A 24,383-nucleotide genomic window follows, 5' to 3' on the forward strand; every position below is an offset into this window, starting at 1 on the left:
GTCGCTGCGCCATTCGGGACGCCAGCCTAGAATACGTCAGTGCCGCAAGGCTCTCCGCATCGGAAGTCCATCATGAAACGCTTCGCCTTCCTCTGCCTCTCGGCCTGGTCAGCCGCGGCATTGCTGTATTTCGGCCGTCATTCCGTCGCGCTCATCGCGCTTTCCGGCGTCATCGCGCTCGCGGGCTTCGATCTTCTGCGGCCCGATTCGAACAACGGCTCATAAGAATCTATCGACGCTTCGCCGCTTCCCAATTGATGTCGACGCACAGCACCTGCAAACCATACGGCGTTTGCGCGGCGATCGACGCCGTCACGCATAGGTGCGCCTCGTTGATCGACAGATACGGCGCCGTCAGATGCACGCGGCCCGGCGCGCGCAGCGCCTCGATGAAGTAGGGCCGGCGTTCCCAGCTCGCGCCTTCCGAATGCAGGAGCGGGCTGAAGCGCTTGGCGCGCTGCGACGTGCGCACCACCGGCACGACGTTGTCGCCGATCTGCCGTCCGGATTGATCGAGCAGGAAGCAGCGCGCGGTATCGGCGAGTTGCAGCAGCTCGCTCGTCGCGGCGACGAGCGCTTCGCCTTCCATCAGCTTGACCGACGCCCGTTCCAGCCCGCTCACGTACGGTTCGAGCCGCGTGGCCTGCGCCCGCTCGCGCGACGCGATGCGTTCGCGCGATGCCGCGGACAGCGCGTCCATCACGCCGGCCGCGACCTCGCTGTGCACCGCCTCCACGCTCGGCTGGGCGAAATAAGCGCCCTGCACGAAGTCGACGTTGCATTCGAGCGCGATCAGCGCGTCGCGCTCGGTCGCAAGGCCGCCCATCAGAACGAGCTGCCCCGATTCGTGCAGCAGTGAAACAAGACGCGGCAACACGCGCTCGATATGCGAATGCTCCGTCGCCTGCTGCAGGATGCAGCGGTCGAGCGTCACGATATCGGGCCGCAGTTGCCATACGCGATCGATGTTCGAATGCTTCACGCCGAAGCCGTCCAGCGCGATCAGAAAGCCCGACTTGCGCAGGGAGTCGACGATCGCGGCAAAGCGCGTCGTCTCGCCGCCCGCCTGCTCGGGCACTTCGAGCACGACGCGCTGAGGCGGCAAACCGATGTTCTTCAGCGACGCGAGCAGCGCATCGCCGTAGCTCGTGTCCATCAGCGCGGCGGGATGCAGGCTCAGGAAGAGCCATTCGTCGTGACTGTCGAACGCATTGAAGTTGCCCAGATGCAGCGATTCCGCGAGCCGGCCGAGTTCGAGCAGATCGCCGCGCCGCGCGGCTTGCGTGAAGACTTCGTGCGACGCAACGTGACCGTGCGCGTCGTCGCGGGCGCGCAAGGACGCGTGATAGCCGATCGCGCGCCGGTGCGACACGGAAAACACGGGCTGAAACACGCTGAAAACGGTGTACTCGCCGTACAGCACGGTGCGACGCGATCCATCGTCGCCGGCAATCGGGCGAGGCGGCTGGAAGCGGGGCGGGTCGAGATCAACCATGCTCATGATGTCGATGCTGGGAGCGAGTGACTTTATCGAGATTAGTTTACCGGATCGGCGCCCGAGCGTAAAAGCAAAAAGCGTGCAAATTCAATATTCAAGCGGCGCTGGCGGGTAGCCGGCGCGTTCTTCGCGCGCATTCGTGTGCGGATTGCGTGACGTGTGCCGCACGCGTGGGAGCGCGCGCCGCGCAAACGTGCGGGAAGGCACCGGCGCGGTGCGCAACGCGATTCGGTTCAGTTCGATTCGGACGGATCAGGCTTTCTGCGTGCCGCGCGCACCTCCGGCGCGAGCTGACCGAAGATCCACGCCGTCGCCGCCGTGATGACGCCGACGCACAGGAACGTCGCGTGGAACGCGGGCAGCGAGTTCTGTGGCGTCACGTGCGGCAGAAGTCCGGTGAAAGTCGAAAGAATTGCGCCGGCGACGGTCACGCCGAGACTCATCGACAGCATCTGCACGAGCGAGAACAGGCTGTTTCCGCTGCTCGCGCCGCCGGTGCCGAGATCTTTCAGGGTGAGTGTGTTCATCGCGGTGAACTGCATCGAATTGACGGCGCCGAAGATGGCGAGTTGCACCAGCCGCAGCCAAAGCGGCTGATGCGCGCTCGCGAGGCTGAAGCTCGCCATCATCAGACCGACGAGCACGGTGTTCACCACCAGCACGCGCCGATAACCATGCTTTTCGATGAGCCGCGTCACGAGCCGCTTCGACGCCATGCCCGCTGCCGCGACGGGCAGCATCATCATGCCGGCCTGAAACGCCGTGTAGCCGAGGCTCACCTGCAACAGCAGCGGAATCAGATAAGGCATCGCGCCGCTGCCGATGCGCGCGAACAGATTGCCGAGCAGCCCGACGCTGAACGTGTGAATCTTGAAGAGATCGAGCGAGAAGATCGGCTGCGCGGCGCGCGTCGCGTGCAGGCCATACGCGACGAAGCAGCCGAACGACAGCACGAGCAGCACGATGACGATCGCGTGCGCGAGGCCGAGATCGGCGAGACCGTCGAGCGAGACCGTCAGCGCGACCATGCCGACGGCGAGCAGCAAATAGCCCGCGAGATCGAAGCGCGCGGTCGCCGGGTTGCGGCTGTCGGGCATGTACAGATTCGTCGCGATGCAGCCGATCACGCCTACCGGCACGTTGATGAGAAAGATCCAGTGCCACGATGCGATCTGCACGAGCCAGCCGCCCAGCGTCGGTCCGATGAGCGGACCGATCAGCCCCGGAATGGCGACGAACGCGAGCGCCGAGAGATAGCGTTCCGCCGGGAACACCCGCAGCACGGCGAGCCGCCCGACCGGCAGCAGCATCGCGCCGCCGACGCCCTGCACGACGCGGTACGCGACGAGCGCCGTCAGCGACTGGGCGTTCGCGCACAGCAGCGAGCCGATCGTGAATACGAGGATCGCGCTGAAGAACACGCGCCGCGTGCCGAGCTTGTCGGCGAGCCAGCCGGAGACGGGAATCATCATCGCCATCGTGAGCGAGTAGGCGATCACGACGCCCTGCATGCGCAGCGGCGCGACGCCCAGGCTGCGGGCCATCGCGGGGAGCGCGGTGTTCACGATCGTCGAGTCGAGCGTCTGCATGAAAAAGCCCGTGGCGACGAGCCACAGCATGATGGAGAGCGATCGGTCGGACGGCTGGGCTGTGGCGGTATCGGTCATATGGGGCTTACTTTCGCAGTTCGGCGACGAAGTCGTAGTAGTCGTTGCGACAGTAAGTATCGGTGAGTTCGATCGCGCGCTGATCGGCCGTGTATCCGACGCGCGTGATGAGTAGAAGCGCGTCGTGCGGCGCGATGCCCATTTGCTGCGCGATTTCCGGGCTCGCGTTCACGGCGCGGAAATGCTGGAGCGCGCGCACGATGGAAAGCCCGCGCGCATCGAGATAGCTGTACAGCGAATCGCCGATGGCTTGCGGATCGGGGATGCACGATGCGGGAAAGGTCGAGTTTTCGACGGCCATCACGATGTCGTCGGCGAGGCGCAGGCGCTTGAGCCGCGTGACGGTGGCGGCCGGCGAGAGGCCGAGCTGGATGACTTCATCGCGATTGGCGGGCTCGATGGTGCGCGAGAGCCACTTCGAACTGGGCTTGAAGCCGCGCCGCCGGAGCATTTCGGAGAAGCTCGACAGACGCGAAAGCGGATCTTCATAACGCGGCGTGATGAAGCTGCCCGCGCCTTGCTCGCGGCGGATCAGCCCTTGTTCGACGAGCAGCGCGATCGCCTTTCTCGACGTGATCCGCGATACGCCGAGCGCTTCCGACAGCACCCGCTCCGACGGCAGCGCTTCGCCCGCGTTCCAGCGATTGTCGTGGATCGCGGTGGCGAGTTTGCGGGCGAGTTGAAGATAGAGCGGTGTGTCGCTGTCCGGGTCCGGGCGCAAGTCGCGCCAGCGGTCTTCCGAGGTCGGGTTCATAAAGCGGACGCTGAGGGGGCAAGCGGGGATTTTAAGACATGCGGGAGTGTTGGTCTGGGGGCGCACGCCTTTCATTGCCTGTTTTTTATTGCTTGGCGTTCCGGGAGACTCGGTCTCGTGCCGATTGTCGTTCCACGCAAACCGCCACGACAATCAAGCCGTAGCCGCCCCTCCCACCCCACGCCCCGCGCGCATCTGAAGCGCAACCGACAACGCCACCGCCGCGGCCGCCGCCAGCGCGGCGAATAAAAACACCGATCCATACCCCATCTCGCCGGCGATAAACCCCGCAAGCGGTCCGGTCAGTCCTAGCGACAAATCCAGAAACACCGAATAGGCCGATAGCGCCGCGCCCCGGCTGGCCGGCGGCACGAGCCCAACCGCTTCCACGCCCAACGCCGGAAACACCAGCGCGAACCCGAACCCGGTCAACGCCGCGCCCGCGAGCGCAACAGTGGGCTCGGCGGCGAGCCACAGCATCAGCAAGCCGGCGCACTCGAACGCAAACGACACGATCGCCACGCGAAACCCGCCGTAAGCCTTGATCGTGTTGGCGAACAGCAAGCGCGCTCCGATGAACATCGTGCCGAACACGGTCAGCGACAACGCCGCATTCGGCCAACTGTGCGCGGCGTAGTAGAGCGTGATGAATGTCGCGATCGAACCGAAACCCGCCGACCCGAGCGCGAGCCCAATACCATGCGGCAGCACGCGGAAAAAAACGCTGCGATACGACATGCGCTCGCCGTGGACGATGGGCACGCTCGCCATGCGCGTCGCGAGCCAGTAGCCGAGTCCGCCGAGTGCGATCACGATCAGCCCGAGCGACGCGAAGCCGATCGAATGATCGATCGCGACACCGAGCGGCGCGCCGATCGCGAGCGCGCCGTAGGTCGCGATGCCGTTCCACGAAATCACCTTCGCGTTGTTCGTCACGCCCACGCGCCCGATGCCCCACGTGATCGATCCCGTTCCGACCCAGCTCTCGCCGAAGCCGAGCACGAGCCGCGCGATCACCAGCAGCGCGAGACTGGCCGCATGCCATTGCGCCGCGAGCGCCGAACCGAGCAGCAGCACGCCGCTCACCGCGCACGCCGCGAGTCCGTAAAGCACTGTCTTCTTGGGCCCGAGCGTGTCGGCGGTGCGGCCAGCGAGCGGCCGCGAGATGAGCGTCGCGAAGTACTGCACGCTGATCGCCGCGCCCGCCATCACCGAGCCGTAGCCCAGATCCGTGTGCACGAAGCCCGGCAGCACCGCCAGCGGAATGCCAATCGTCAGGTAGCAGAGGAACGTGTACAGCACGACCGGCAGAATGCGCAGCGTGACGGCGAAATCGCTCTGCGGCTGGGTGCGAGACTCGGAGGACATAGGGAAATTGCGGGGTTGAATTCGGCGCGAAGACATGATTCTCACATATGTTGCGACGCAACGTCGCGCTCCTTTTGTAACCAGGTGGGACAAATTGCCCGTCGGGACGGCCGGTGCGCGTCGCGGAGAGCCTTGCTGTATAAGGCCCAAACCACATATCGGACGAAGAATATGTCGTTCATGCAACGTCGCCTATGGGTTGTCTTTTTTGACGGTGATAGCTTTCGAACCATCGAAGCGACAGGACCAGTCCGAAAAAGTCCCGCGAAGTCGCACATGCCACCGGCTGCGTATCCCGCGCAACCAGCAAAAAAGCATCGAACAGCCCCGAGACATCCATGAGCGAGCCCATCAATCCGTCGTCCAATCAGCCGATCCGCTTCTATCACCGCAACGCGGTCCAGGAAGTGAGCGGCGCGTCGACCACACGCACCGTGCTGCAATACCTGCGCGAAGACGCGCGCTGCACCGGCACCAAGGAAGGCTGCGCCGAGGGCGATTGCGGCGCGTGCACGGTCGTCGTCGGCGAGCCGGACGGGAAGGGCGGTGTCGCGTTCAAGGCCGTCAACGCGTGCGTCCAATTCCTGCCGACGCTCGATGGCCGCGCGCTCTTCACCGTCGAAGACCTGCGCCAGCCGGACGGCACGCTGCATCCGGTGCAGCAGGCGCTCGTCGACTGCCACGGCTCGCAGTGCGGCTTCTGCACGCCCGGTTTCGCCATGTCGATGTTCGCGCTCTACGAAAAGCACGGCCATGCGACGACCGGCTGTGCCGGCGCCTGCGAGAAGACCAAGCCGTCGCGCCAGGAAATCAGCGACGCGCTGACGGGCAACCTGTGCCGCTGCACGGGCTATCGGCCGATCATCGACGCCGCGGAGCAGATGTTCGAGCGCGCGCCGCTCGCGCCCGTCAACGTGCCCGCGCTCGCGCGCACGCTCGACAGCCTGAAGCGCGACGACACCTTTCATTACGAGCACGCTGGCCGTCAGTTCGACGCGCCGCGCACCGTCGAGGCGCTCGCCACGCTGAAGGACAAGAATCCGAACGTGCGTATCCTCGCGGGCAGCACGGACATCGGCTTGTGGGTGACGAAGCAGTTGCGCGATCTCGGCGACATCGTCTATGTCGGGCAGATCGAGGCGTTCAGGCATGTAGAGACGACGGACGAATGGATCGAAATCGGCGCGGGCGTAACCGTCGAGCGCGCGTATGCCGAGCTCGTGAAAACGTATCCCGAACTGGAAGAAACGCGTCTGCGCTTCGCGTCGCTGCCGATCCGCAACGCGGGCACGCTCGGCGGCAACGTCGCGAACGGCTCGCCGATCGGCGATTCGATGCCCGGCCTCATCGCGTTGAATGCGCGCGTGGTGTTGCAGAGCGTCGGCGGCACGCGTGAGATGCCGCTCGAAGACCTGTACATCGCATATCAGAAGAAGGACATGGCGGAGAACGAGTTCGTCTCGGCGATTCGCGTGCCGACGCGCACGGGCCGTCGGGCCAAGCTCCAGTTCCGCGCGTACAAGCTGAGCAAGCGCTTCGACTCCGATATTTCCGCCGTGTACGCCGCGTTCGCTTTCATCGCCGATGGCGACACGATCCGCGAGCCGCGCCTGTGCTTCGGCGGCATGGCCGCGACGCCGAAGCGCGCATCGCACGCGGAAGCGATCCTGACCGACGCGCACTGGCACGAAGCCACCGCGCAAGGCGCGATGCTCGCGTTGAGCAAGGACTATCAGCCGCTCACCGACATGCGCGCGAGCAGCGACTATCGCCTCGACACGGCGAAGAGCCTGCTGTATCGCTTCTGGCTGGAGACGCGTCCGCAGAATCCCCTGTCGAAGTCGCAACTGGATGTGCGTGCAATCGAACTGGTCGAAGCGAAGTAAGGAGCGAAAAAAATGAATCAGCAAGCAGAAGCCTTTCTCGCCGAAGCCCAGTCGCTCGCTAACGAAGTCGACGATTTCAAGCAGGTCCACGTGTCGCGTCCGCATGAATCGGCGCATCTGCACGTGAGCGGACGCGCGAGTTATACCGATGACATTCCGCTCGTCGCGGGCACGCTGCACGCCGCGCTCGGCACGAGCCCGAAGGCGCACGCGAAGATCGTGTCGATGAACTTCGACGCGGTGCGCGCGACGCCCGGCGTCGTCGCCGTCTTCACCGCCGACGATATCCCCGGCGTGAACGATTGCGGTCCGATCATCCACGACGATCCGGTGCTCGCGCAGGGCATCGTGCAGTACGTCGGCCAGCCGATGTTCATGGTCGTCGCGACATCGCACGATACGGCGCGTCTTGCCGCGCGCCGCGCGACGATCGAGTTCGAAGACCTCGTGCCGATCCTCACGCCGGAAGATGCGCGCCGTGCGGAATCGTACGTGCTGAATCCGCTCAAGCTTTCACGCGGCGACGCGGAAGGCCGCATGTCGAAGGCCGCGCATCACGAACGCGGCGCGATGAAGCTGGGCGGTCAGGAGCAGTTCTATCTCGAAGGCCAGATCGCCTACGCCGTGCCGAAGGACGACGACGGCATGCACGTCTACTGCTCGACGCAGCATCCGACGGAAATGCAGCATCTCGTCGCGCACGTGCTCAATGTGCATTCGCATAACGTGCTGGTCGAATGCCGCCGGATGGGCGGCGGCTTCGGCGGCAAGGAATCGCAATCGGGCATCTTCGCGTGCTGCGCGTCGCTTGCCGCGTGGAAGCTGCTCTGCCCGGTGAAGCTCCGTCCGGACCGCGACGACGACATGATGATCACCGGCAAGCGCCATGATTTCGTGTACGACTTCGAAGTCGGCTACGACGACGACGGCAAGATCGATGGTGTTTCCGTAGACATGACCTCGCGCTGCGGTTTCTCCGCCGATTTGTCGGGACCGGTGATGACGCGCGCGGTCTGCCACTTCGACAACGCGTACTGGCTGTCGGACGTGAAGATCGAAGGTTATTGCGGCAAGACCAACACGCAGTCGAACACCGCGTTCCGCGGCTTCGGCGGGCCGCAGGGCGCGTTCGCGATCGAATACATCATGGATGACGTCGCGCGTTCGGTCGGTAAGGATTCGCTCGACGTGCGCTTCGCGAACCTTTACGGCAAGGGCGAAAACAATCAGACGCCGTATGGTCAGACGGTCGAAGACAACGTGCTGCACGAGTTGCTCAGCGAGCTCGAAACGACGAGCGATTATCGTCGCCGCCGCGCGGCCATCGACGAATTCAACGCGAACAACGAAATCCTGAAGAAGGGCCTCGCGCTGACGCCGGTGAAATTCGGCATCGCGTTCAACGTGACGCACTTCAATCAGGCGGGCGCGCTGGTTCACATCTACACCGATGGCTCGATGCTCGTGAATCACGGCGGCACGGAAATGGGCCAGGGCCTGAACACGAAGGTCGCGCAGGTCGTCGCACACGAGCTCGGCGTGAAGTTCGAGCGCGTGCGCGTGACGGCGACGGACACGAGCAAGGTCGCGAATACATCGGCGACGGCGGCATCGACCGGCACCGATCTGAACGGCAAGGCCGCGCAGGACGCCGCGCGTCAGTTGCGCGAGCGGCTCGCGAAGTTCGCGGCGGAGAAGTTCGGCGGCGGCACGGTCGCGGCGGCCGACGTGCGTTTCGCGAACGATCACGTGATCGTCGGCGGGGATGCGATTCCGTTCGGCGAAGTCGTGCAGAAGGCGTACCTCGCGCGCGTGCAGTTGTGGTCCGACGGCTTCTACGCGACACCCAAGCTCTACTGGGATCAGGCGACGATGCAGGGCCGCCCGTTCTACTACTACTCGTACGGCGCGGCGGTGTCCGAAGTGGTCATCGACACGCTCACCGGCGAGATGCGCGTGCTGCGCGCGGACGCGTTGCATGACGTGGGTGCATCGCTGAATCCGGCGCTCGATAAAGGTCAGGTGGAAGGCGCGTTCGTGCAGGGCATGGGCTGGCTCACGACCGAAGAGCTCTGGTGGAACGACAAAGGCAAGCTGATGACGCACGCGCCGTCCACCTACAAGATCCCGACGACGAACGACATGCCCGCCGATTTCCGCGTGAATCTCTTCAAGAACCGCAACGTGGAAGACAGCATCCACCGCTCGAAGGCCGTGGGCGAGCCGCCGCTCCTGTTGCCGTTCTCGGTGTTCTTCGCGATCCGCGACGCGGTTTCCGCGGTCGGCGATCACAAGGTAAATCCGCCGCTAAACGCGCCCGCGACCGCGGAAGAAATCCTGAAGGCGGTGAACGCGGTGCGGAGGGTACGGGCATGATGCACGTCGTCCTCTTTGGCGCGGGCCACGTCGGCCATGCGCTCGTTAAGGTGCTGGGCACGCTGCCGTGCGTCGTGCAATGGGTCGATGCGCGCGACGAACTCTTCCCCGACGAAGTCCCGGCGAACGTGCAGATAGAAGCGACCGATCTGCCCGATGCGATCGTCGACGAAGCGCCCGCCGGCGCGTATTTCATCGTGATGACGCACGATCATTCGCTCGATTTCTCCCTTACGCAACGCATCATGCGGCGCGATGACTTCGCGTACTTCGGGCTCATCGGCTCGAAGACCAAACGGGTGAAGTTCGAACGGCGGCTGATGGAGCGCGGTCTCGCGCCGGAGCGCCTGCCGGAGATCACGTGTCCGATCGGCGTGGAAGGCATCGTCGATAAAGCGCCGTGGTCGATCGGGCTGGCGGTCGCGGCGCAGTTGTTGAGGGTGAGGGAGATGACGGCAAGACTCGGTTTGCCGTCGACGCAACGCTTCCGCGCGCTTACTGCCGCACGTTGAGGAACGGCACGGGCACGGGCGCGCCCGTGTACGCTTCAGACGAGGCCATTCGTCTGTCTGAAGCGTCCCGGCGCAACCCCGTAAAGCTCTTTGAACCGCTTGCTGAACGCCGCCTCGGACTGATACCCGACCTCCACCGCGACATCCGCGACGCTCTTCTTCGTGTGCGTCAGCATCGTGCTCGCGAGTTGCATGCGCACGTGGCTCAGCAATGCCAGAGGCGAGCTGTCCGAATGCGCGGAGAATGCGCGCATGAACGTGGCGCGCGACATCGCCGCTTCTTTCGCCAGCATTTCGAGCGTCCACGGCTCGGCGGGACGCTCGAGCATCGCGATGATCGACGCGCCCAGCCGCCGGTTCGCGAGCAACCCGAGCACGCCCGCGAGCGAGGGCTGATCGGCGAGCCACGCGCGCAGCACCATCGTGAATAGCGCGGTGGACAGTGCCGTCACGATCGACGGCGCTCCGAGCTGCGCATCCTCCGCCTCGCGGCGCATCGTCTGGACGAGCGGCGCGAGATAGGGCGCCGACGCATTCGAGAACGACACATGCACGACATCCGGCAGCACGTCGATCAGAAGCGCGCGCGGCGCATAGAGAAAGCGCCCGCACAGCAGATCGATGCCAGGCGCGCTGTCGCCGCAATTGCTTTCCACCGTCACCGCGCCGTTGTGATGCTTCTCCAGCTCCGCCTTCGCCGCGCAATCTTCGCGTGCCTTGATGCTCAGCACGTGCGCATCGCCGCGCGGCAGACAGAAAATATCGCCCGCATTCAGTTCGAGCGGCGCCTGGCCCTTGCGCAACACCGTGCATTTTCCATCCAGCACGACGTGATACACCGCTTCGCCAGCGGGCGCCGGCGCATGATCCAGTTCGAGCGGGCCGCTCAGCAGACAGCGCAAATCGAGCGAGCCGGAAAGATTCGCAAGCTGGATCAGTTTGTCGAGAGCGTCCATGTGGGCGGGCGGCTGAAGGTGTCGTTGCGGATGTTACCGAAGTACCGGCGCCCGCGCGCTATTTCGCGACTTCGCCCACTTCCGCAGCGATGTCGCCGGAAGGCGCGGCGATGGCCCTCTTGCGCGTGAGCGCCTCCGACACGTTCGACATCAGCGTGCGCAGCCACGCGACATCGGTCGGCTGATCGGGCTGCGGCAACGTCAGTTGATAGCACTTGATGCGCGGAAACGGCACCGGCGAGTCGAGCACCGCGAGCGGCAGCATCGCCGCATAGTGCTGCGCGAAACGGCGCGGCGCGGTGAAGATGAGATCGGACTGCAACAGCACTTGCGGCACGAGCCCGAAGTACGGAATCGTCGTGACGATGCGCCGCTCTATGCCCGCGCGCGAAAGGCCGACATCGATCGGATGACGCCTGCCGCCGCTGTATGGCGTCGGTGCGAGATGGGCGGCGAGCGCGTAGCGTTCGGCGGTCAGCGGCTCGCGCGCGAGCGGATGATTCGCGCGCATCAGGCAGACGAAAACGTCGGTGAACAAATCCTCGCGCTCGAAACGCGGCTCGGGCTTCGTCCAGTTGGCGACCATCAGATCGATCTCGCCCTCGTCGAGCATGCGCTCGTGATCGCGCATCGGATTCAGCGATTCGATCTCCAGACGCGCGTGCGGCGCCGCATCGCGAAAGGCGGCGACGAGCGTCGGCATGAAGAAATCGTTCAGATAATCGGGCGCGGCGACGCGGAACGTGCGGCGCGAGCTCGCCGGATCGAAATCGCCATGCGGCGTCGCGACGACTTCGACTTCGCGCAGCGCGCGCTGCGCGGGCGCGAGCAGCGATTCGCCGTACTCGGTCGGCACCATGCCCTGCTTGCCGCGCACGAGAATCGGGTCGTTCAGGATTTCGCGCAGGCGGCGCAATGCGGTGCTGATCGCCGGCTGCGTCTGGTTCAGGCGCTGCGCGGTCTGCGTCACGCTGCGCTCGAGCAGGAGCGTGCGCAAGACGCGGATCAGCCAGATGTCGAGTGAGTCGGCGGGTTCGTTCATGGCCTGTAAAGCGGTTGAAATCAGGACGCGGGCGCGAACTCGCGAACCCTCACCCGAAGTTAAACGCTTCTCTTTTTTGACGCCATAGTGAACGCCCTATGCACGGCATAGGCGCGCCGCCCGAACTGCCTTCGGTCAGGCGAAATCCGCGTCGCGCGGCGCGGTCGGCAGCGCGCTGATGCGCTTCACTTCCGCGCCATCGAGCCAGTTCGGCGAGCGTGCGACGTAGAGCACCATCGGCAGCGTGTCCTCGCCCCAGAAAATCTGATCGTTGACGAGGAAGGTCGGCACGCCGAACACGCCCATCTCCACGGCGCGGTCGTTGTTGGCGCGCAGTTTCGCCTTGATGTCCTCGTCCTCGATGCGCGTTTCCGCTTCCGGCATTCCGACGTGCTTGCACAGCGCGCGAAAGCCTTCGGGCGTCGCGGGGTCGCGCCCCTCGCGCCAGATGTAGCGGAAGATTTCGCGCACGCAGGCGATCTCGGCTTTCGCCAGCACGGCGAGCCGCAGCGCCTTGCTCGGATCGAACGGATGCGCGGGCGGCATCCTGAACGGAATGCCCAATTGTTCTGCACGAAAGAGGGCGTGCCGATACGTGAATACGCGCTTGGACGGAATCGTCGCGGCGTGCGGCTGGCCCCATCGTTCGAGCAGCTTCATCAACTGGACGGGCACGAGCTCGAACGGCATGGCCGGCCATTTTTCGTGCTGCTCCAGCAGCAGGTACGAAAACGGCGAAATGAAGTCGAAGAAAAAATACGGCTGACCACCACTGCTCGAATGCGGGGCACTCATTTCACTTCTCCCTGAGTTTCCGTCGCTTCAGGCGCGGCGGCGCGTGAAGCCTCAACTATTGTTCGTTTTCCGGACGTGTCCTGCATGCCGGATGCGGCGCGCGGGCATCGCATCCATTTTTTCTCTCTGCATCTTTAGATATTACGTGCTGCCTTGTTCCGTGTCTGCCCGCGATACGACAGCCGGTGAATCTGTTTGCGCCACGTCCCGCGCGCGCGTCTCGTCGCCCTGCGCGCCTTGCGCCACCGGCACGTGAGCAAGACGCTGGCGCACGAAACCGATGTGTTCGCGCAACACGTAAAACTGATCCGCGAACGCGAGCGGCATCTTCATGCGATTCACGGCCGACTCGATTGCGTCGATCCGGTCGAGGAGGGCATCGCGTTGCGCGGTGTCGGGCCCGCTGATCGCTTCCCGTTCGATCGCAATGAGCGCGCCATACCACCGGTAGATGCGCGATTTCACGCGCCACCGGTACAGTCCCGGCACGAGCCGCAAGCCCGGAATCAGCACCACGATGAGCGGCAACAGCACGACGAGCACGCGATCCGCGAGACTCGCCATCCAGAAGGGCAGCGTGCGGTAGATGAAGCTTTTGCCCGACTTGTAATAGCGCTCGGCGTTGTCGCTGATGCGGAACTCGTGCACGAGCGGCGCCGGAAACTCGTTCGCGCGCTGCAGCAGATTGGCGCGGCCATGCACCTCGCGCGCCGCTTCGATCAGGAGATCGGACAGCGCCGGATGCAGGCTGTCGCGCGCGACCAGCTCGGCGGTCGGCGCGATCATGTGGACCGGGCGCGGCGGCAGGTTGCGGGCGAAATCGAACGCGCCCATCGGCAACTCGATTTCCGTCAGATACGGAAAGCGGCGCGCGTAGGCATCGGCCTGGGCGAAATCCATGAAGCGGATGCCGGGCGTGCGCAGGAGCTTGGCCATCGTCGGCGGCTGGGCGGAGTCGCCCGTCAGGAAAACGGCGTCGACCTGGCTGGCCTCGAGCGCCTTGGCGGCTTCGTCGCCGGCGAGCGGCAGCAGTTCCGTGTCGCCGCCCGGCTCGATGCCGTTCGCCTTCAGAAGCGTCTGCGCCAGAACGCGCGTGCCGCTGCCTTCCGCGCCGATCGCGAGCCGCTTGCCCTTCAGCTCCGACAGGCGGCTGACGACCGCCGCGCTCCGGTAGAACACGGCGAGCGGCACGTATGACACGCTGCCGAGCGATTCCAGATTGTCATGCGTCGCGCCGGACTTGGTCAGGCCGCCCTGCACGAATCCGACATCGACGTTCGATTTCGGGTCGTCGAGGCGCGTCAGGTTATCGAGCGAGCCTTGCGTCTCCAGGACGTTGAGCGTCACGCGGTTGCGCGCGAGGATCGTCTTGTACTTCTGCGCGCTGTTCCAGAACGAACTGCCTTTCGGCCCCGCCGCGATGGTCAGCGTGCTCGGCGGCGCGGGCTGGATCAGCCGCACGGCAAGCCATAGCGCGGCCGCGCAGAGCAGCAGGATCGGGCCGAAGGTCAGCGCCAGATCGCGCCAGGAAATCGCGACGAAGCGCGCGACGATCCTCGGTTGCGGTTTGCGTCTTGGCGGGACGTCCGGATCGTCGCCCGGGTTGTTTCCTGAAGGGTGGGTCATCTCGTCGGTGATCGTGAAACTCGTGCCCACGAGCTTACCTGATCGCGATGCGTCACTACCCGCACGAACGGAATCGCTCGGCGTCCGGACGCAACGCAAGCCGCCTGCCGCGCGCCGGGTGTGACATGCGCGTGTAGGCGCGCGGGGAGGCCGCGGGCGCTGTTGCTCGTGCGCGGCTACGCGGATGGGCGCGTCGCTAAATGTTTTGCGCTAATGGCCGCGCTGGGCTAAATTGACGTTCGCCGCCGCACGACATGGCCTTTCTCGCGCCGCAGCCCGGAATGTGGGCATGCGAGCCGCGCGCCACGCGCCGCACACCGTGACGAAGGGCGCGCCAAGCACGCGCCATGCGGCAGCACATATTCGAGCCGACGGGTTTTGCCGCCCGACCAACCGGCCGCAGTTTGTTTCGTTTCGCCAGCCTCTCGCAGCATCGTGAGCCGCATTCGCCGGCTTGCCGCCGCTTTGCCTTTGCGCCTTTCGGGCCACGGGCGCGCGCGGCCACGGTGAGTCACCCGATGTCGTAGCCCAGCCGCTGGGAATGCGGCCCGGTTTGGAAGTGCAAAACGAGCGAAGTAGCAACTGTGCGAAGTCAACAAGCGAAACAAAAGGAGAAATCATGAAAGCAGTCGATCTGTTGAAGGCGCTGGGCGTGGTGGTGTGCGTGGCGGTGGCTTCGAGCGCCTATGCGCAGTCGAGCGACGCGGCGGCCACCACGAGCACGGAATCGGCGTCGCCGACGAAGGCTCAGAAATCGGCAGTCAAGAAGGAAGACCGCAAGCTCGGCTACTCGGTGCGCCGCGCGCTGTCGAAGGCGCAGGGCTTCGACGTATCGAAGGTGTACGTGCGTGCGCGCAGCGGCGCGATCACGCTGACCGGCACGGTGCCGGAAGGCGGCCAGATCGCCCAGGCGGAGGAAGTCGCGAAGGGCGTGCCCGGCGTGAAGTCCGTGTCGAACAAGATCACGCTCGGCGTGCAAGGCGGCGGCCAATAACACGAGTCGCGGACAGCGGGGGGCATCGCGCGATGCCGCTCTCGTCGCTCGTCTCGCGGATCTTTGAACGGGCTCCGGCACACCCGCCGGAGCCCGTTGTCGTTTGAATCGCGTCACGTGCCTCGGGGGGCGCGTGCGACGAGCAGGGAAATTCAGCAGCGACGGCGCATTCATCCGACGCGATACTGGCATCTGCGTTGCAGTGCTTGGGTTGCACCACTCGATCGGAACGGAAGGCGGAGACTCAAAATGAAAAGATTCGCGCGTTTCCAGAGCTTGCAGACGTCGCCGCGCACGGCCGCGTCCGGCGCGTTCGCGATACTCGCTGCGGCGACGCTCGCCGCATGCCACGGCGGCGATGACGACAGCAGCAGCGGCGGCCCGGCGCCGAACACCTTGCCGGCCTTCGTCTCCGGGTCGGTCAATACGCAGACTTACGACGGCACCTCCGACGATCTGCTGACGGCCGGCCTCGGCAAGACCGGCCTCGCTTCGGCGAGCGCGCCCGGCATCGCCAAGCCCGCGGCGCCGACGTCGGCCGAACTGCGGCGGCTCGCCATCTACTCGAACTATCGCGCGCTGGTCGACATGTCGGCGAATGGCGGCTATGGCCGCTTCTGGGGGCCGAACGTCGACCTGAACGGCAACGACACACTCGGCGAAGGCAAGATCGCTGGCAAGGAATACATCGCGTATTCGGACGACGGCAGCGGCACGCAGAACGTCAGTCTGCTCGTGCAGATTCCGGCGAGCTTCGATCCGGATCAGCCTTGCATCGTGACGGCGACGTCGTCGGGATCGCGCGGCGTCTACGGCGCGATCTCCGCCGCGGGCGAGTGGGGGCTAAAGCGCGGCTGCGCGGTGGCCTACAACGACAAGGGCGGCGGCAACGGCGCGCACGAACTGGCAACCAGTCTCGTCACGATGATCGATGGCACGCTCGCCAGCACCAGCCTCGCCGGGACCAAGGCCATTTTCAAGGCGAACGCGAGCGCGTCGGACCTGGCGTCGTTCAATTCGGCTTTTCCGAACCGCTACGCGTACAAGCACGCGCATTCGCAACAGAACCCCGAAGCGAGCTGGGGCAAGAACACCTTGCAGGCGATCCAGTTCGCGTACTGGGCGCTCAACGACATGTTCGGCCCGGTAAGCGGCTCGACGCGTCAGGTGCGCTACAACAAAGGCGACATCACGACGATCGCGGCATCGGTGAGTAACGGCGGCGGCGCGTCGCTGGCGGCCGCGGAGCAGGACACCGACGGCTGGATCACGGCGGTCGTCGTCGGCGAGCCGCAGATCAACCTGAATCTGCCGTCGCAGGTTTCCGTGCGGCAGGGCGGCGTGCCGGTCGGCTCGTTCGGGCGTCCGCTCGTCGACTACACGACGCTCGCCAATCTGCTGCAGCCGTGCGCGGCGCTTGCGCCGGCGGCCGCGGGCGCGCCGTATCTGACGACGCTTGCCGTCTCGACGACCAACGCGATTCGCACCGCGCGCTGCGCGACGCTCGCCACGAACGGCTTCGTCTCGGGCGGCAATACGGTCGCTCAGGCCACCGACGCGCTGAACCAGCTTCATCAGGCGGGCTATCAGACCGATTCCGATACGCTGCACGCGCCGATGTGGGATTCGCAGGCGGTGCCGGCGGTGGCCGTCACTTACGTCGATGCCTACATGAAAGCGAGCGTGCTCGACAACCTGTGCAACTTCAGCTTCGGCACGACCAATGCCGTGACGGGCGCGGCGGGCGTGACGCCCATCGTCTCGCCGATGCCGACCATCTTCGGCACCGGCAACGGCATCCCGCCGACGAGCGGCATCAACCTCGTCTATAACGCCGGAACGACGGGCGCGGCGGATCATCGCTTCGCGACGCCCGATGCCAGCTACGCCGGCGCCGCGTGCATGCGCGCGCTGTGGACGAATGGCAATCCGACGATGGTCGACAGCGTGAACGCGATCCGCGTCAACGCGAACCTGCGCGGCAAACCGGCGATCATCGTGCAGGGCCGCGCGGACGCGCTGGTGCCGATCAACCATGCGTCGCGTCCGTACCTCGGCGCGAATCGCGTGGCGGAGGGCAGCAAGAGCCAGCTTTCGCTCTACGAGATCATGAACGGTCAGCACTTCGACGCGTTCCTGTCCGTGGCGGGCTTCGACACGCGCTTCATTCCGGTGCATTACTACGACATTCAGGCGCTCAACCTGATGTGGAATCACCTGAAGAACAATGCGCCGCTACCGCCTTCGCAAGTGGTGCGCGCGGTCGCGCGTGGCGGCACGGCGGGGGCGGCGCCCGCGCTCTCGACGACGAACCTGCCGCCTATCGCAACCGATCCGGGCGCGAACGCGATCACGGTGAGCGGAGGTGCCGTCAACGTGCCGAATTGATGGCGGTGCGGCGCGAGACGTGCGTGATGAAGGCGTTACCTGGACTCAATGCGCCGGCGCCGACGTCCCGTTCGGCGCCGATGCGGCCACCGCCTCCGATGCCGCCGCTTGCGCCTGGCGCTTCGTTTCGGCGGCGGCGCCCGATGCCTGAATCGCTGTGGCGGCTTCGGGCGCCTGCACGACGATCGGCGTCGGCGTGAGTTCGGGCGAGCTGACGATGAGCGACGGCGCGAGCGGCTTGCTCTTTACTTCATCGGACGCGATGGGCGAGCTGCGCGGCACCGTATTGAGGTAATGGCTCATCAGGTTGAAGAAGCGATCGTAGAACTTGCCCGCAGGCACGGTCTCGCTCGAAATCTTGACCATCGCGTCGCTGTTCGAGCGGATCGGCAGCGACAGCGAGCCGAGCACCGAAAGCCCGACGCTGGCCGATGTATCGCTCTTCTTGAGCGCATAGCCGTCTTGTACGGCGTTCACGTACGCGATGCTCTGGTTCGTCGCGTTTTCACCGGGCGTGCAGACGACGTGGAAAGAGACGACAGCGTGCGTGTCGGCGTTCGGCTGGAAATTCTTGGTGGCGTCGACGGTGTCGGGCTGGCCCATCGTCGTGAGAAAGCCTTGCGAAAGCAGCGCGCGACGCGCGGCTTCGCAGGTTTCGTTGACGGTGGCGTCGAAATTGTGCGCATACGGGCTCACTCCGGTGTTGAACAGCTCCTGCTGATAGCTCGGCGTGGTGGCGGCGCGGCCTCCGCACGCGGCGAGGGCGATCAATCCGAAAGAAGCGAGAACGAGACGCGGGGACGGCATGGGCATGAGAGGCGGCGAATCCAGAATTTGTATCGGCGGCGGACACAAATTGTAGTCCTGCCCGGCTGACCGATGAAAAAGCACGGTCTGAAAAACATCGTCGAATTCATGCCTTACAGCGCGGTGAAAGGCGTCAATTTCTTCAATTCGTCGTTTTTGAATGTAAAAAAGCCCGGCTTGGGGCCGGGCTGCCGCACGCAAGAGCCGCGTGAATTACGGACGGTTGAAGTCGACGGGGTTTGCCGCGGACGGCCTGACGATGCGGTCAAGGAAGCTCGGACGGCTTGCATGGCCCGAGGTCGACGCACCTTCGTCCGCTCCGCCATACGACGCTTGCGATTCGCCTTGCTGCGCGGCCACGCGCGCTTCCGCGGCTTGGATCTGCGCGGGGTAGGTGGTCTGGTCGCCCGTCGGGTTATAACCTGCGCGCTCCAGTTGAACCAGTTCGGCACGCACTTGCGCCCGTGTGACGGGACCGTCTTCGCGCGCCTGAGCGAAACCCGGGATCGAGAGAACGGCCGCAATGGCGATGGCGGGAACGATGGACTTGAACATGATGACCTCCGAATGCCGATTTGAGGAACGTTGCGGGTGGTGAGGTGTCTCTCCACTGCTTCGTCGTTAGAGGCAGTCTAGGCCGCACCGATCTAGGTAAAAACCCTGATCTGAACAAATCAGCCTTCGCGGATTAGCATCAATCCTCTCTATCGGATGCGGCATCATCATTGGTCCGATTAGGGCGCTTATCCCGTGACGCGCACCCTCTACGGGATTCCCCGCTCCTCCCCTCCTTGAAATTGTCAAAGCCCGTCCATATAATTGGCACTCACTGCACGAGAGTGCTAACAAGATTTCCGTCCGGCGAGAATGTTCTCCAAGGACGGGTTTTCCCGCGTTTTCAGTCTCAATCTAGAGAGGAGTGTGTATGAACCTTCGTCCTTTGCACGATCGCGTCATCGTCAAGCGTCTGGACCAGGAAACCAAGACCGCATCGGGCATCGTGATTCCGGAAGCCGCGGCTGAGAAGCCGGATCAAGGCGAAGTCCTGGCCATCGGCCCGGGCAAGCGCGATGACAAGGGCACGCAAAACGCCCTCGATGTGAAGGTCGGCGACCGCGTGCTGTTCGGCAAGTACGCCGGCCAGACCGTCAAGGTCGACGGGCAGGAACTGCTCGTCATGCGCGAAGAAGACATCATGGCCGTTCTGGTCAAGTAAGCATCCTTCCTGCACGTTTGGCTTCGCGCGATATCGCTTTCATAAGCGCCGCAGCGAAGCCAGCACACTGAATAGACTCAAGGAGTTTGGATATGGCAGCTAAAGAAGTCACTTTTGGCGATTCCGCACGCGCGAAGATGGTCGAAGGCGTGAACATCCTGGCCAACGCGGTCAAGGTCACGCTGGGTCCGAAGGGCCGCAACGTCGTGCTCGAGCGCAGCTTCGGCGGCCCGACGGTCACCAAGGACGGTGTCTCGGTCGCGAAGGAAATCGAACTGAAGGACAAGCTCCAGAACATGGGCGCGCAAATGGTCAAGGAAGTCGCTTCCAAGACCAGCGACAACGCCGGTGACGGCACCACGACCGCAACGGTCCTGGCGCAATCCATCGTTCGCGAAGGCATGAAGTACGTCGCATCGGGCATGAACCCGATGGACCTGAAGCGCGGCATCGACAAGGCCGTCGCAGCAGCCATCGAAGAACTGCGCAAGATCAGCAAGCCCTGCACGACCAACAAGGAAATCGCGCAAGTCGGCGCGATCTCGGCGAACAGCGACACGTCGATCGGCGATCGCATCGCTGAAGCCATGGACAAGGTCGGCAAGGAAGGCGTCATCACCGTCGAAGACGGCAAGTCGCTGCAAGACGAACTCGACGTCGTCGAAGGCATGCAGTTCGACCGCGGCTACCTGTCGCCGTACTTCATCAACAACCCGGACAAGCAAGTCGCCGTCCTCGAAAACCCGTTCGTGCTGCTGCACGACAAGAAGGTTTCGAACATCCGCGATCTGCTGCCGGTTCTGGAACAAGTCGCGAAGGCTGGCCGTCCGCTCCTGATCATCGCTGAAGACGTCGAAGGCGAAGCTCTGGCAACGCTGGTCGTCAACAACATCCGCGGCATCCTGAAGACCGTCGCCGTGAAGGCTCCGGGCTTCGGCGACCGTCGCAAGGCCATGCTGGAAGACATCGCGATCCTGACCGGCGGTCAAGTGGTTGCGGAAGAAACCGGCCTCACGCTGGAAAAGGCAACGCTGGCTGAACTGGGCCAGGCGAAGCGTATCGAAGTGGGCAAGGAAAACACGACGATCATCGACGGTGCTGGCGAAGCCGTGAACATCGAAGCGCGCGTGAAGCAAGTGCGCACGCAGATCGAAGAAGCGACGTCGGACTATGACCGTGAAAAGCTGCAAGAGCGCGTGGCCAAGCTGGCCGGCGGTGTTGCAGTGATCAAGGTCGGCGCTGCGACCGAAGTCGAAATGAAGGAAAAGAAGGCACGTGTCGAAGACGCACTGCACGCAACGCGCGCGGCTGTGGAAGAAGGCATCGTGGCTGGCGGCGGCGTCGCGCTGATCCGCGCTCGCAAGGCAATCGAAGGCGTGAAGGGTGCAAACCCGGATCAGGACGCCGGTATCAAGATTGTTCTGCGTGCAATGGAAGAGCCGCTGCGCCAGATCGTCACGAACGGCGGCGAAGAAGCTTCGGTGGTCGTGGCGGCTGTTGCGGCTGGCCAGGGCAACTACGGCTACAACGCGGCAACCGGCGAGTACGTCGACCTGGTTGACGCAGGTGTCGTGGACCCGACGAAGGTCACGCGCACGGCGCTGCAAAACGCGGCATCGGTGGCGGGCCTGCTGCTGACGACCGACGCAGCCGTTGCCGAACTGCCGAAGGAAGATGCTCCGATGCCTGGCGGCATGCCCGGCGGCATGGGCGGCATGGGCATGGATATGTAATTTGGCGTCACGCCAGGTTATATCGGCGCGGGCTTCGAAAGAGGCCCGCATCATGCCAAAAGACCCGCAGCGATGCGGGTTTTTTTTCGCCTGAAGGAAACGCGTTACTTGTTCATCTCGTCGCGCAGCTTCTGCGCGGCGGCCTTGTAGTCGTAAGTCGGATAAAACTCCGTCCGATAGCCGCCCCACGCGGTCGTTTCGATAGCCCGGTTCACTTCGCGCAGACGGTCGGCGGGCACGCGCAGCGTCACCACTTGCCCGATGCCCATCATCACGTACCACGACACCACTTCGATGCCCGGCGGCGGAAACGTCTTGAAGTAGCCTTGTTCTTTCAACTGCTGATTGATCTGCGGCAATGTCTTCGATTCGTCGTGCTTGAGGAAAATCGTCAGCAGGAAGGTGCCGTCGCCCGCGGGCGTGGCAGTCTGCGCCTGACTCGGCGCGGCGAAACCGAGCAGCGAGGCGAGCAGTGTGACTCCAAGCAAATGGGCAATTCGTCCCGCAGACTTTCGCATCGGGCAATCCTCCAGAGAATCAGACCTTGTGATGAATCCGCAAGCGCTCCATCAGATGCAGCGCATTGGGCTGCGCGTTGCCTTCCGCCGTGTTGTCGAAGACGCACCAGACCTCGGCCGTTTTCTTCGCGCGCGCGTGTAGCGTATGGGCGAGATCGTCGAGGTAGGTGTAGTCGTAGGAAGACTTGTAGAGCTCGGGCGAGCCATGCAGCCGCACATACACGAGCGACGTGTCCGCGCGGTGCTTGATCTCGCAATCGTCGGGTATCGGATCGGCGTCCACGTAGGCGATGTGATGCGCCTTCAGCAGCGCCGCCGCGTGCGTGGTGAACCAACTGTGTTCGCGCGCCTCGAATGCGATCGGCAGCTTCGTGCGCTCGCGCAGCGCCTTGAAAAATGTCTCGGCGGTGGCGTCATCGAACGGCAGGCTCGGCGGCACTTGCACGAGCCAGCAGCCGAGCCTGTCGCCGAGTTGCCCGGCGCAATGGAAGAATTCGTCGAGCAGGGATTCGGTGTCGGCGAGACGCGCATCGTGCGTGATCGCCTTCGGCAGCTTGACGGAGAAACGAAACGACTCGGGCACGCTCTCCGCCCAGTGCGCGTAGGTCTGTTCGCGGTGCGGTTTGTAAAAGCTGGTGTTGATCTCGACGCACGTCAGCACGTGCGAATAGCGTTCGAGATGCGTGCCTTCATGAGGGAAGCTGGCCGAGACGGCGCTCGACAGTCCCCAGCCCGCGCAGCCGATGCGGATCGCACCTTGCGGGCCGGGCTTGTGCAGATGGGGCAGTCGGTATGGCATGCGCTCGCGTGGCCTCCCTTATTGATTTCGTCGACGCGGATTCAGTGGCGCGCTTCTCCGGGCAGTCCCGCCGGATCGTCGGGCAGCGCGGACGCGTCCCCGTCTTCGTCGGCGTCGTTCGAACGCGCCCAGAAGAAACGGTCCGGCAGATACGCGCCCATCCCCGGCCGGAACGCCGCGCGCGCAGCCTGGAACACGTATTCCTGCGCCTCGCGCGCGGCTTCGGCAGGCTCCTGGCCGTTCGCGAGCAGCGCGGCGACCGCCGAGCCGAGCGTATCGGTCAGTCCCATGATGCGTTGCACGCCGCGCTCCCAGGTATCCTGGCGCACCTGGCCTTCCTCGCTGTAAAGCGTGTTCACGTGCCGGTGCGTGCCGGTTTCCATCGCGAGCACGTATTCGCAGCCCTGCGCGAGGATGTGCGAAATCGCGGAATCGAGCGTGGGCGATTCCGCGTCGCTGTCCGGCTGCGCGAGTTGCAATAATGTGGCGTGATCGGCAATCAGCATGGTGGTCTGCGGCACGAGCAGATCGGCGAGCGATTCGCGCAGCTCGTCGGCGGACAGGACGTGTTCGTCGTCGAGTGTGAAATCGGGCGCGAGGATCAGCGGCACGTCGTCGTAGTCGGATACGACCTCGGCGATGGCGGACACGAGCTCCGCGCGCGTCGCCGCGCCGATCTTGAATGCGGCGATCGGCATGTCCTCTAGCAACATGCGCGCCTGAGTCGCGACGGCGTCCGGGTCGAGGCCCGTCACTTCATCGCAGGTGGCGGAGTCGCGCACCGCGTAGCCGGTGAGCACGGTCACGCCGTGGCAGCCCATGCTCGCGAGCGTCAGCAGGTCGGCTTGCAGGCCGGAGCCGCCCGTGGGGTCCGAGAGGCCGAAGGTGAGTACGATCGGTGGGGAGTCGCCGGTCATGGCAAAAGCGGACATTATGGTATTGGATTGCTTGATTGGATGATCGGCGTGGAGCGGACTCGTCCGCACCTCGGGCGCGTGAGCGAAGGCCCGCCCGGTCATGGCTGATTATGCGTCCTAATGCCGCCCGGCTGTTTTCTTTGCGCACTTTTTTCCGGCGCGCTAGCCTTTGCACGGTCCGCCCGCATGACGGCCGTTTCGACCGATGTCACATGGCGCGCGCATCCGGGCGGGCGGCTTGCTAGGCATCGACACGGCAACACGGTACCATCATGTCCTAATTTCAACCGACCAATCGATGCGGCATAAGTATGGAATACAGAAGCTGGATGTGCCTGATCTGCGGCTGGATCTACGACGAGGAGGCGGGATTGCCCGAAGAGGGCATCGCGCCGGGCACGCGCTGGGAGGACGTTCCGATCAACTGGACCTGTCCCGAATGCGGAGCCCGCAAGGAAGATTTCGAGATGGTTCAGATCTGATCTTGTCGTTCTGCCGCGCCGCATGACTCGCGTCATGCGGCGCGCGTTT

At 64.4% G+C, this 24,383-nt stretch carries 22 protein-coding genes; 9 read left to right on the plus strand and 13 right to left on the minus strand.

Annotated features, from left to right (window positions below):
* Window positions 1-72: 72 nt before the first annotated feature.
* On the plus strand, window positions 73-225 hold the full coding sequence (locus tag AWB75_RS38005) for a hypothetical protein (protein ID WP_200821994.1): 153 nt from the start codon (window positions 73-75) through the stop codon (window positions 223-225).
* Window positions 226-229: 4 nt separating this feature from the next.
* On the opposite strand, the gene AWB75_RS03080 is transcribed toward AWB75_RS38005, so the two are convergent.
* The 4 genes from AWB75_RS03080 to AWB75_RS03095 form a co-directional block, all read right to left on the minus strand.
* Window positions 230-1,501, minus strand: a complete 1,272-nt coding sequence (locus tag AWB75_RS03080) for an EAL domain-containing protein (protein WP_061122601.1) — start codon at window positions 1,499-1,501, stop codon at window positions 230-232.
* A gap of 230 nt (window positions 1,502-1,731) precedes the next feature.
* A complete protein-coding gene (mdtD, locus tag AWB75_RS03085) occupies window positions 1,732-3,165 on the minus strand; it encodes a multidrug transporter subunit MdtD (protein ID WP_061122602.1) in 1,434 nt (477 codons plus the stop codon).
* A 7-nt stretch (window positions 3,166-3,172) separates the two neighbouring features.
* Window positions 3,173-3,919, minus strand: coding sequence for a GntR family transcriptional regulator (locus tag AWB75_RS03090; protein ID WP_061122603.1), 747 nt, complete (start codon window positions 3,917-3,919; stop codon window positions 3,173-3,175).
* Window positions 3,920-4,072: 153 nt separating this feature from the next.
* Window positions 4,073-5,287 carry an MFS transporter gene (locus AWB75_RS03095; RefSeq protein WP_061122604.1) on the minus strand — a complete coding sequence of 405 codons (1,215 nt, stop codon included), beginning with the start codon at window positions 5,285-5,287 and terminating at the stop codon, window positions 4,073-4,075.
* A gap of 338 nt (window positions 5,288-5,625) precedes the next feature.
* Between AWB75_RS03095 and xdhA the strand changes: the two genes are divergently transcribed.
* From xdhA to xdhC, 3 genes are read left to right on the plus strand one after another with little or no spacing between them, the layout of a single operon-like run.
* Window positions 5,626-7,173 carry a xanthine dehydrogenase small subunit gene (gene xdhA / locus AWB75_RS03100; protein ID WP_061122605.1) on the plus strand — a complete coding sequence of 516 codons (1,548 nt, stop codon included), beginning with the start codon at window positions 5,626-5,628 and terminating at the stop codon, window positions 7,171-7,173.
* 12 nt (window positions 7,174-7,185) lie between these two features.
* Window positions 7,186-9,549, plus strand: coding sequence for a xanthine dehydrogenase molybdopterin binding subunit (gene xdhB, locus AWB75_RS03105; RefSeq protein WP_061122606.1), 2,364 nt, complete (start codon window positions 7,186-7,188; stop codon window positions 9,547-9,549).
* A complete protein-coding gene (gene xdhC / locus AWB75_RS03110) occupies window positions 9,546-10,061 on the plus strand; it encodes a xanthine dehydrogenase accessory protein XdhC (RefSeq protein ID WP_061122607.1) in 516 nt (171 codons plus the stop codon). Before xdhB ends, xdhC begins: the two co-directional genes overlap by 4 nt.
* A 35-nt stretch (window positions 10,062-10,096) precedes the next feature.
* On the opposite strand, the gene AWB75_RS03115 is transcribed toward xdhC, so the two are convergent.
* The 4 genes from AWB75_RS03115 to AWB75_RS03130 form a co-directional block, all read right to left on the minus strand.
* Window positions 10,097-11,017, minus strand: a complete 921-nt coding sequence (locus AWB75_RS03115; protein ID WP_061122608.1) for an AraC family transcriptional regulator — start codon at window positions 11,015-11,017, stop codon at window positions 10,097-10,099.
* Window positions 11,018-11,075: 58 nt separating this feature from the next.
* Window positions 11,076-12,059 (minus strand): LysR family transcriptional regulator, encoded by a 984-nt coding sequence (locus tag AWB75_RS03120; RefSeq protein ID WP_061122609.1) that lies wholly within the window; start codon window positions 12,057-12,059, stop codon window positions 11,076-11,078.
* 135 nt (window positions 12,060-12,194) lie between these two features.
* Entirely contained in the window at window positions 12,195-12,854 is a 660-nt protein-coding gene (locus AWB75_RS03125; RefSeq protein WP_061122610.1) for a 2-hydroxychromene-2-carboxylate isomerase, read from the minus strand.
* 141 nt (window positions 12,855-12,995) lie between these two features.
* Window positions 12,996-14,480 carry a TAXI family TRAP transporter solute-binding subunit gene (locus AWB75_RS03130; protein ID WP_061122747.1) on the minus strand — a complete coding sequence of 495 codons (1,485 nt, stop codon included), beginning with the start codon at window positions 14,478-14,480 and terminating at the stop codon, window positions 12,996-12,998.
* 619 nt (window positions 14,481-15,099) lie between these two features.
* Here AWB75_RS03130 and AWB75_RS03135 point away from each other — a divergent pair.
* Complete coding sequence (locus AWB75_RS03135; protein WP_061122611.1) at window positions 15,100-15,474, plus strand: BON domain-containing protein; 375 nt, start codon at window positions 15,100-15,102, stop codon at window positions 15,472-15,474.
* 249 nt (window positions 15,475-15,723) lie between these two features.
* Window positions 15,724-17,862, plus strand: a complete 2,139-nt coding sequence (locus AWB75_RS03140; protein ID WP_235011945.1) for a D-(-)-3-hydroxybutyrate oligomer hydrolase — start codon at window positions 15,724-15,726, stop codon at window positions 17,860-17,862.
* Window positions 17,863-17,907: 45 nt separating this feature from the next.
* Here the strand turns inward: AWB75_RS03140 and AWB75_RS03145 are convergent, their stop codons facing one another.
* Together AWB75_RS03145 and AWB75_RS03150 are read right to left on the minus strand one after the other, a co-directional pair.
* Window positions 17,908-18,675: a DUF2242 domain-containing protein gene (locus AWB75_RS03145; protein ID WP_061122612.1), complete on the minus strand. Its 768-nt coding sequence runs from the start codon at window positions 18,673-18,675 to the stop codon at window positions 17,908-17,910.
* A 207-nt stretch (window positions 18,676-18,882) separates the two neighbouring features.
* On the minus strand, window positions 18,883-19,224 hold the full coding sequence (locus AWB75_RS03150) for a DUF4148 domain-containing protein (RefSeq protein ID WP_061122613.1): 342 nt from the start codon (window positions 19,222-19,224) through the stop codon (window positions 18,883-18,885).
* A 370-nt stretch (window positions 19,225-19,594) separates the two neighbouring features.
* On the opposite strand from AWB75_RS03150, the gene AWB75_RS03155 reads away from it, so the two are divergent.
* Together AWB75_RS03155 and groL are read left to right on the plus strand one after the other, a co-directional pair.
* The gene (locus AWB75_RS03155; RefSeq protein WP_061122614.1) at window positions 19,595-19,885 is read left to right on the plus strand and encodes a co-chaperone GroES; all 291 of its coding nucleotides are present in this window, start codon (window positions 19,595-19,597) and stop codon (window positions 19,883-19,885) included.
* Window positions 19,886-19,977: 92 nt separating this feature from the next.
* Window positions 19,978-21,618 carry a chaperonin GroEL gene (gene groL / locus AWB75_RS03160; protein ID WP_061122615.1) on the plus strand — a complete coding sequence of 547 codons (1,641 nt, stop codon included), beginning with the start codon at window positions 19,978-19,980 and terminating at the stop codon, window positions 21,616-21,618.
* A 104-nt stretch (window positions 21,619-21,722) separates the two neighbouring features.
* Here groL and AWB75_RS03165 read toward each other — a convergent pair whose 3' ends face one another.
* Genes AWB75_RS03165 through thiD form a run of 3 tightly spaced genes read right to left on the minus strand, consistent with a single transcriptional unit; the run spans window position 21,723 to window position 23,852 of the window.
* Window positions 21,723-22,136, minus strand: a complete 414-nt coding sequence (locus AWB75_RS03165; protein ID WP_061122616.1) for a hypothetical protein — start codon at window positions 22,134-22,136, stop codon at window positions 21,723-21,725.
* Window positions 22,137-22,155: 19 nt separating this feature from the next.
* Window positions 22,156-22,935 carry a DUF72 domain-containing protein gene (locus AWB75_RS03170; RefSeq protein WP_061122617.1) on the minus strand — a complete coding sequence of 260 codons (780 nt, stop codon included), beginning with the start codon at window positions 22,933-22,935 and terminating at the stop codon, window positions 22,156-22,158.
* 41 nt (window positions 22,936-22,976) lie between these two features.
* A complete protein-coding gene (gene thiD, locus AWB75_RS03175) occupies window positions 22,977-23,852 on the minus strand; it encodes a bifunctional hydroxymethylpyrimidine kinase/phosphomethylpyrimidine kinase (protein WP_061122618.1) in 876 nt (291 codons plus the stop codon).
* A 311-nt stretch (window positions 23,853-24,163) separates the two neighbouring features.
* On the opposite strand from thiD, the gene AWB75_RS03180 reads away from it, so the two are divergent.
* Window positions 24,164-24,334: a rubredoxin gene (locus tag AWB75_RS03180; protein WP_025527884.1), complete on the plus strand. Its 171-nt coding sequence runs from the start codon at window positions 24,164-24,166 to the stop codon at window positions 24,332-24,334.
* Window positions 24,335-24,383: the final 49 nt, after the last annotated feature.

This window comes from Caballeronia catudaia (genome assembly GCF_001544755.2).
Taxonomy (GTDB): domain Bacteria; phylum Pseudomonadota; class Gammaproteobacteria; order Burkholderiales; family Burkholderiaceae; genus Caballeronia; species Caballeronia catudaia.

Excerpts from the sequence above, each read along its gene's own strand:
- AWB75_RS38005 (WP_200821994.1), top strand. The coding sequence starts at position 73 with ATGAAACGCTTCGCCTTCCTCTGCCTCTCGGCCTGGTCAGCCGCGGCA.
- AWB75_RS03080 (WP_061122601.1), bottom strand. The coding sequence starts at position 1,501 with ATGAGCATGGTTGATCTCGACCCGCCCCGCTTCCAGCCGCCTCGCCCG.
- mdtD (WP_061122602.1), bottom strand. The coding sequence starts at position 3,165 with ATGACCGATACCGCCACAGCCCAGCCGTCCGACCGATCGCTCTCCATC.
- AWB75_RS03090 (WP_061122603.1), bottom strand. The coding sequence starts at position 3,919 with ATGAACCCGACCTCGGAAGACCGCTGGCGCGACTTGCGCCCGGACCCG.
- AWB75_RS03095 (WP_061122604.1), bottom strand. The coding sequence starts at position 5,287 with ATGTCCTCCGAGTCTCGCACCCAGCCGCAGAGCGATTTCGCCGTCACG.
- xdhA (WP_061122605.1), top strand. The coding sequence starts at position 5,626 with ATGAGCGAGCCCATCAATCCGTCGTCCAATCAGCCGATCCGCTTCTAT.
- xdhB (WP_061122606.1), top strand. The coding sequence starts at position 7,186 with ATGAATCAGCAAGCAGAAGCCTTTCTCGCCGAAGCCCAGTCGCTCGCT.
- xdhC (WP_061122607.1), top strand. The coding sequence starts at position 9,546 with ATGATGCACGTCGTCCTCTTTGGCGCGGGCCACGTCGGCCATGCGCTC.
- AWB75_RS03115 (WP_061122608.1), bottom strand. The coding sequence starts at position 11,017 with ATGGACGCTCTCGACAAACTGATCCAGCTTGCGAATCTTTCCGGCTCG.
- AWB75_RS03120 (WP_061122609.1), bottom strand. The coding sequence starts at position 12,059 with ATGAACGAACCCGCCGACTCACTCGACATCTGGCTGATCCGCGTCTTG.
- AWB75_RS03125 (WP_061122610.1), bottom strand. The coding sequence starts at position 12,854 with ATGAGTGCCCCGCATTCGAGCAGTGGTGGTCAGCCGTATTTTTTCTTC.
- AWB75_RS03130 (WP_061122747.1), bottom strand. The coding sequence starts at position 14,480 with ATGACCCACCCTTCAGGAAACAACCCGGGCGACGATCCGGACGTCCCG.
- AWB75_RS03135 (WP_061122611.1), top strand. The coding sequence starts at position 15,100 with ATGAAAGCAGTCGATCTGTTGAAGGCGCTGGGCGTGGTGGTGTGCGTG.
- AWB75_RS03140 (WP_235011945.1), top strand. The coding sequence starts at position 15,724 with ATGAAAAGATTCGCGCGTTTCCAGAGCTTGCAGACGTCGCCGCGCACG.
- AWB75_RS03145 (WP_061122612.1), bottom strand. The coding sequence starts at position 18,675 with ATGCCCATGCCGTCCCCGCGTCTCGTTCTCGCTTCTTTCGGATTGATC.
- AWB75_RS03150 (WP_061122613.1), bottom strand. The coding sequence starts at position 19,224 with ATGTTCAAGTCCATCGTTCCCGCCATCGCCATTGCGGCCGTTCTCTCG.
- AWB75_RS03155 (WP_061122614.1), top strand. The coding sequence starts at position 19,595 with ATGAACCTTCGTCCTTTGCACGATCGCGTCATCGTCAAGCGTCTGGAC.
- groL (WP_061122615.1), top strand. The coding sequence starts at position 19,978 with ATGGCAGCTAAAGAAGTCACTTTTGGCGATTCCGCACGCGCGAAGATG.
- AWB75_RS03165 (WP_061122616.1), bottom strand. The coding sequence starts at position 22,136 with ATGCGAAAGTCTGCGGGACGAATTGCCCATTTGCTTGGAGTCACACTG.
- AWB75_RS03170 (WP_061122617.1), bottom strand. The coding sequence starts at position 22,935 with ATGCCATACCGACTGCCCCATCTGCACAAGCCCGGCCCGCAAGGTGCG.
- thiD (WP_061122618.1), bottom strand. The coding sequence starts at position 23,852 with ATGACCGGCGACTCCCCACCGATCGTACTCACCTTCGGCCTCTCGGAC.
- AWB75_RS03180 (WP_025527884.1), top strand. The coding sequence starts at position 24,164 with ATGGAATACAGAAGCTGGATGTGCCTGATCTGCGGCTGGATCTACGAC.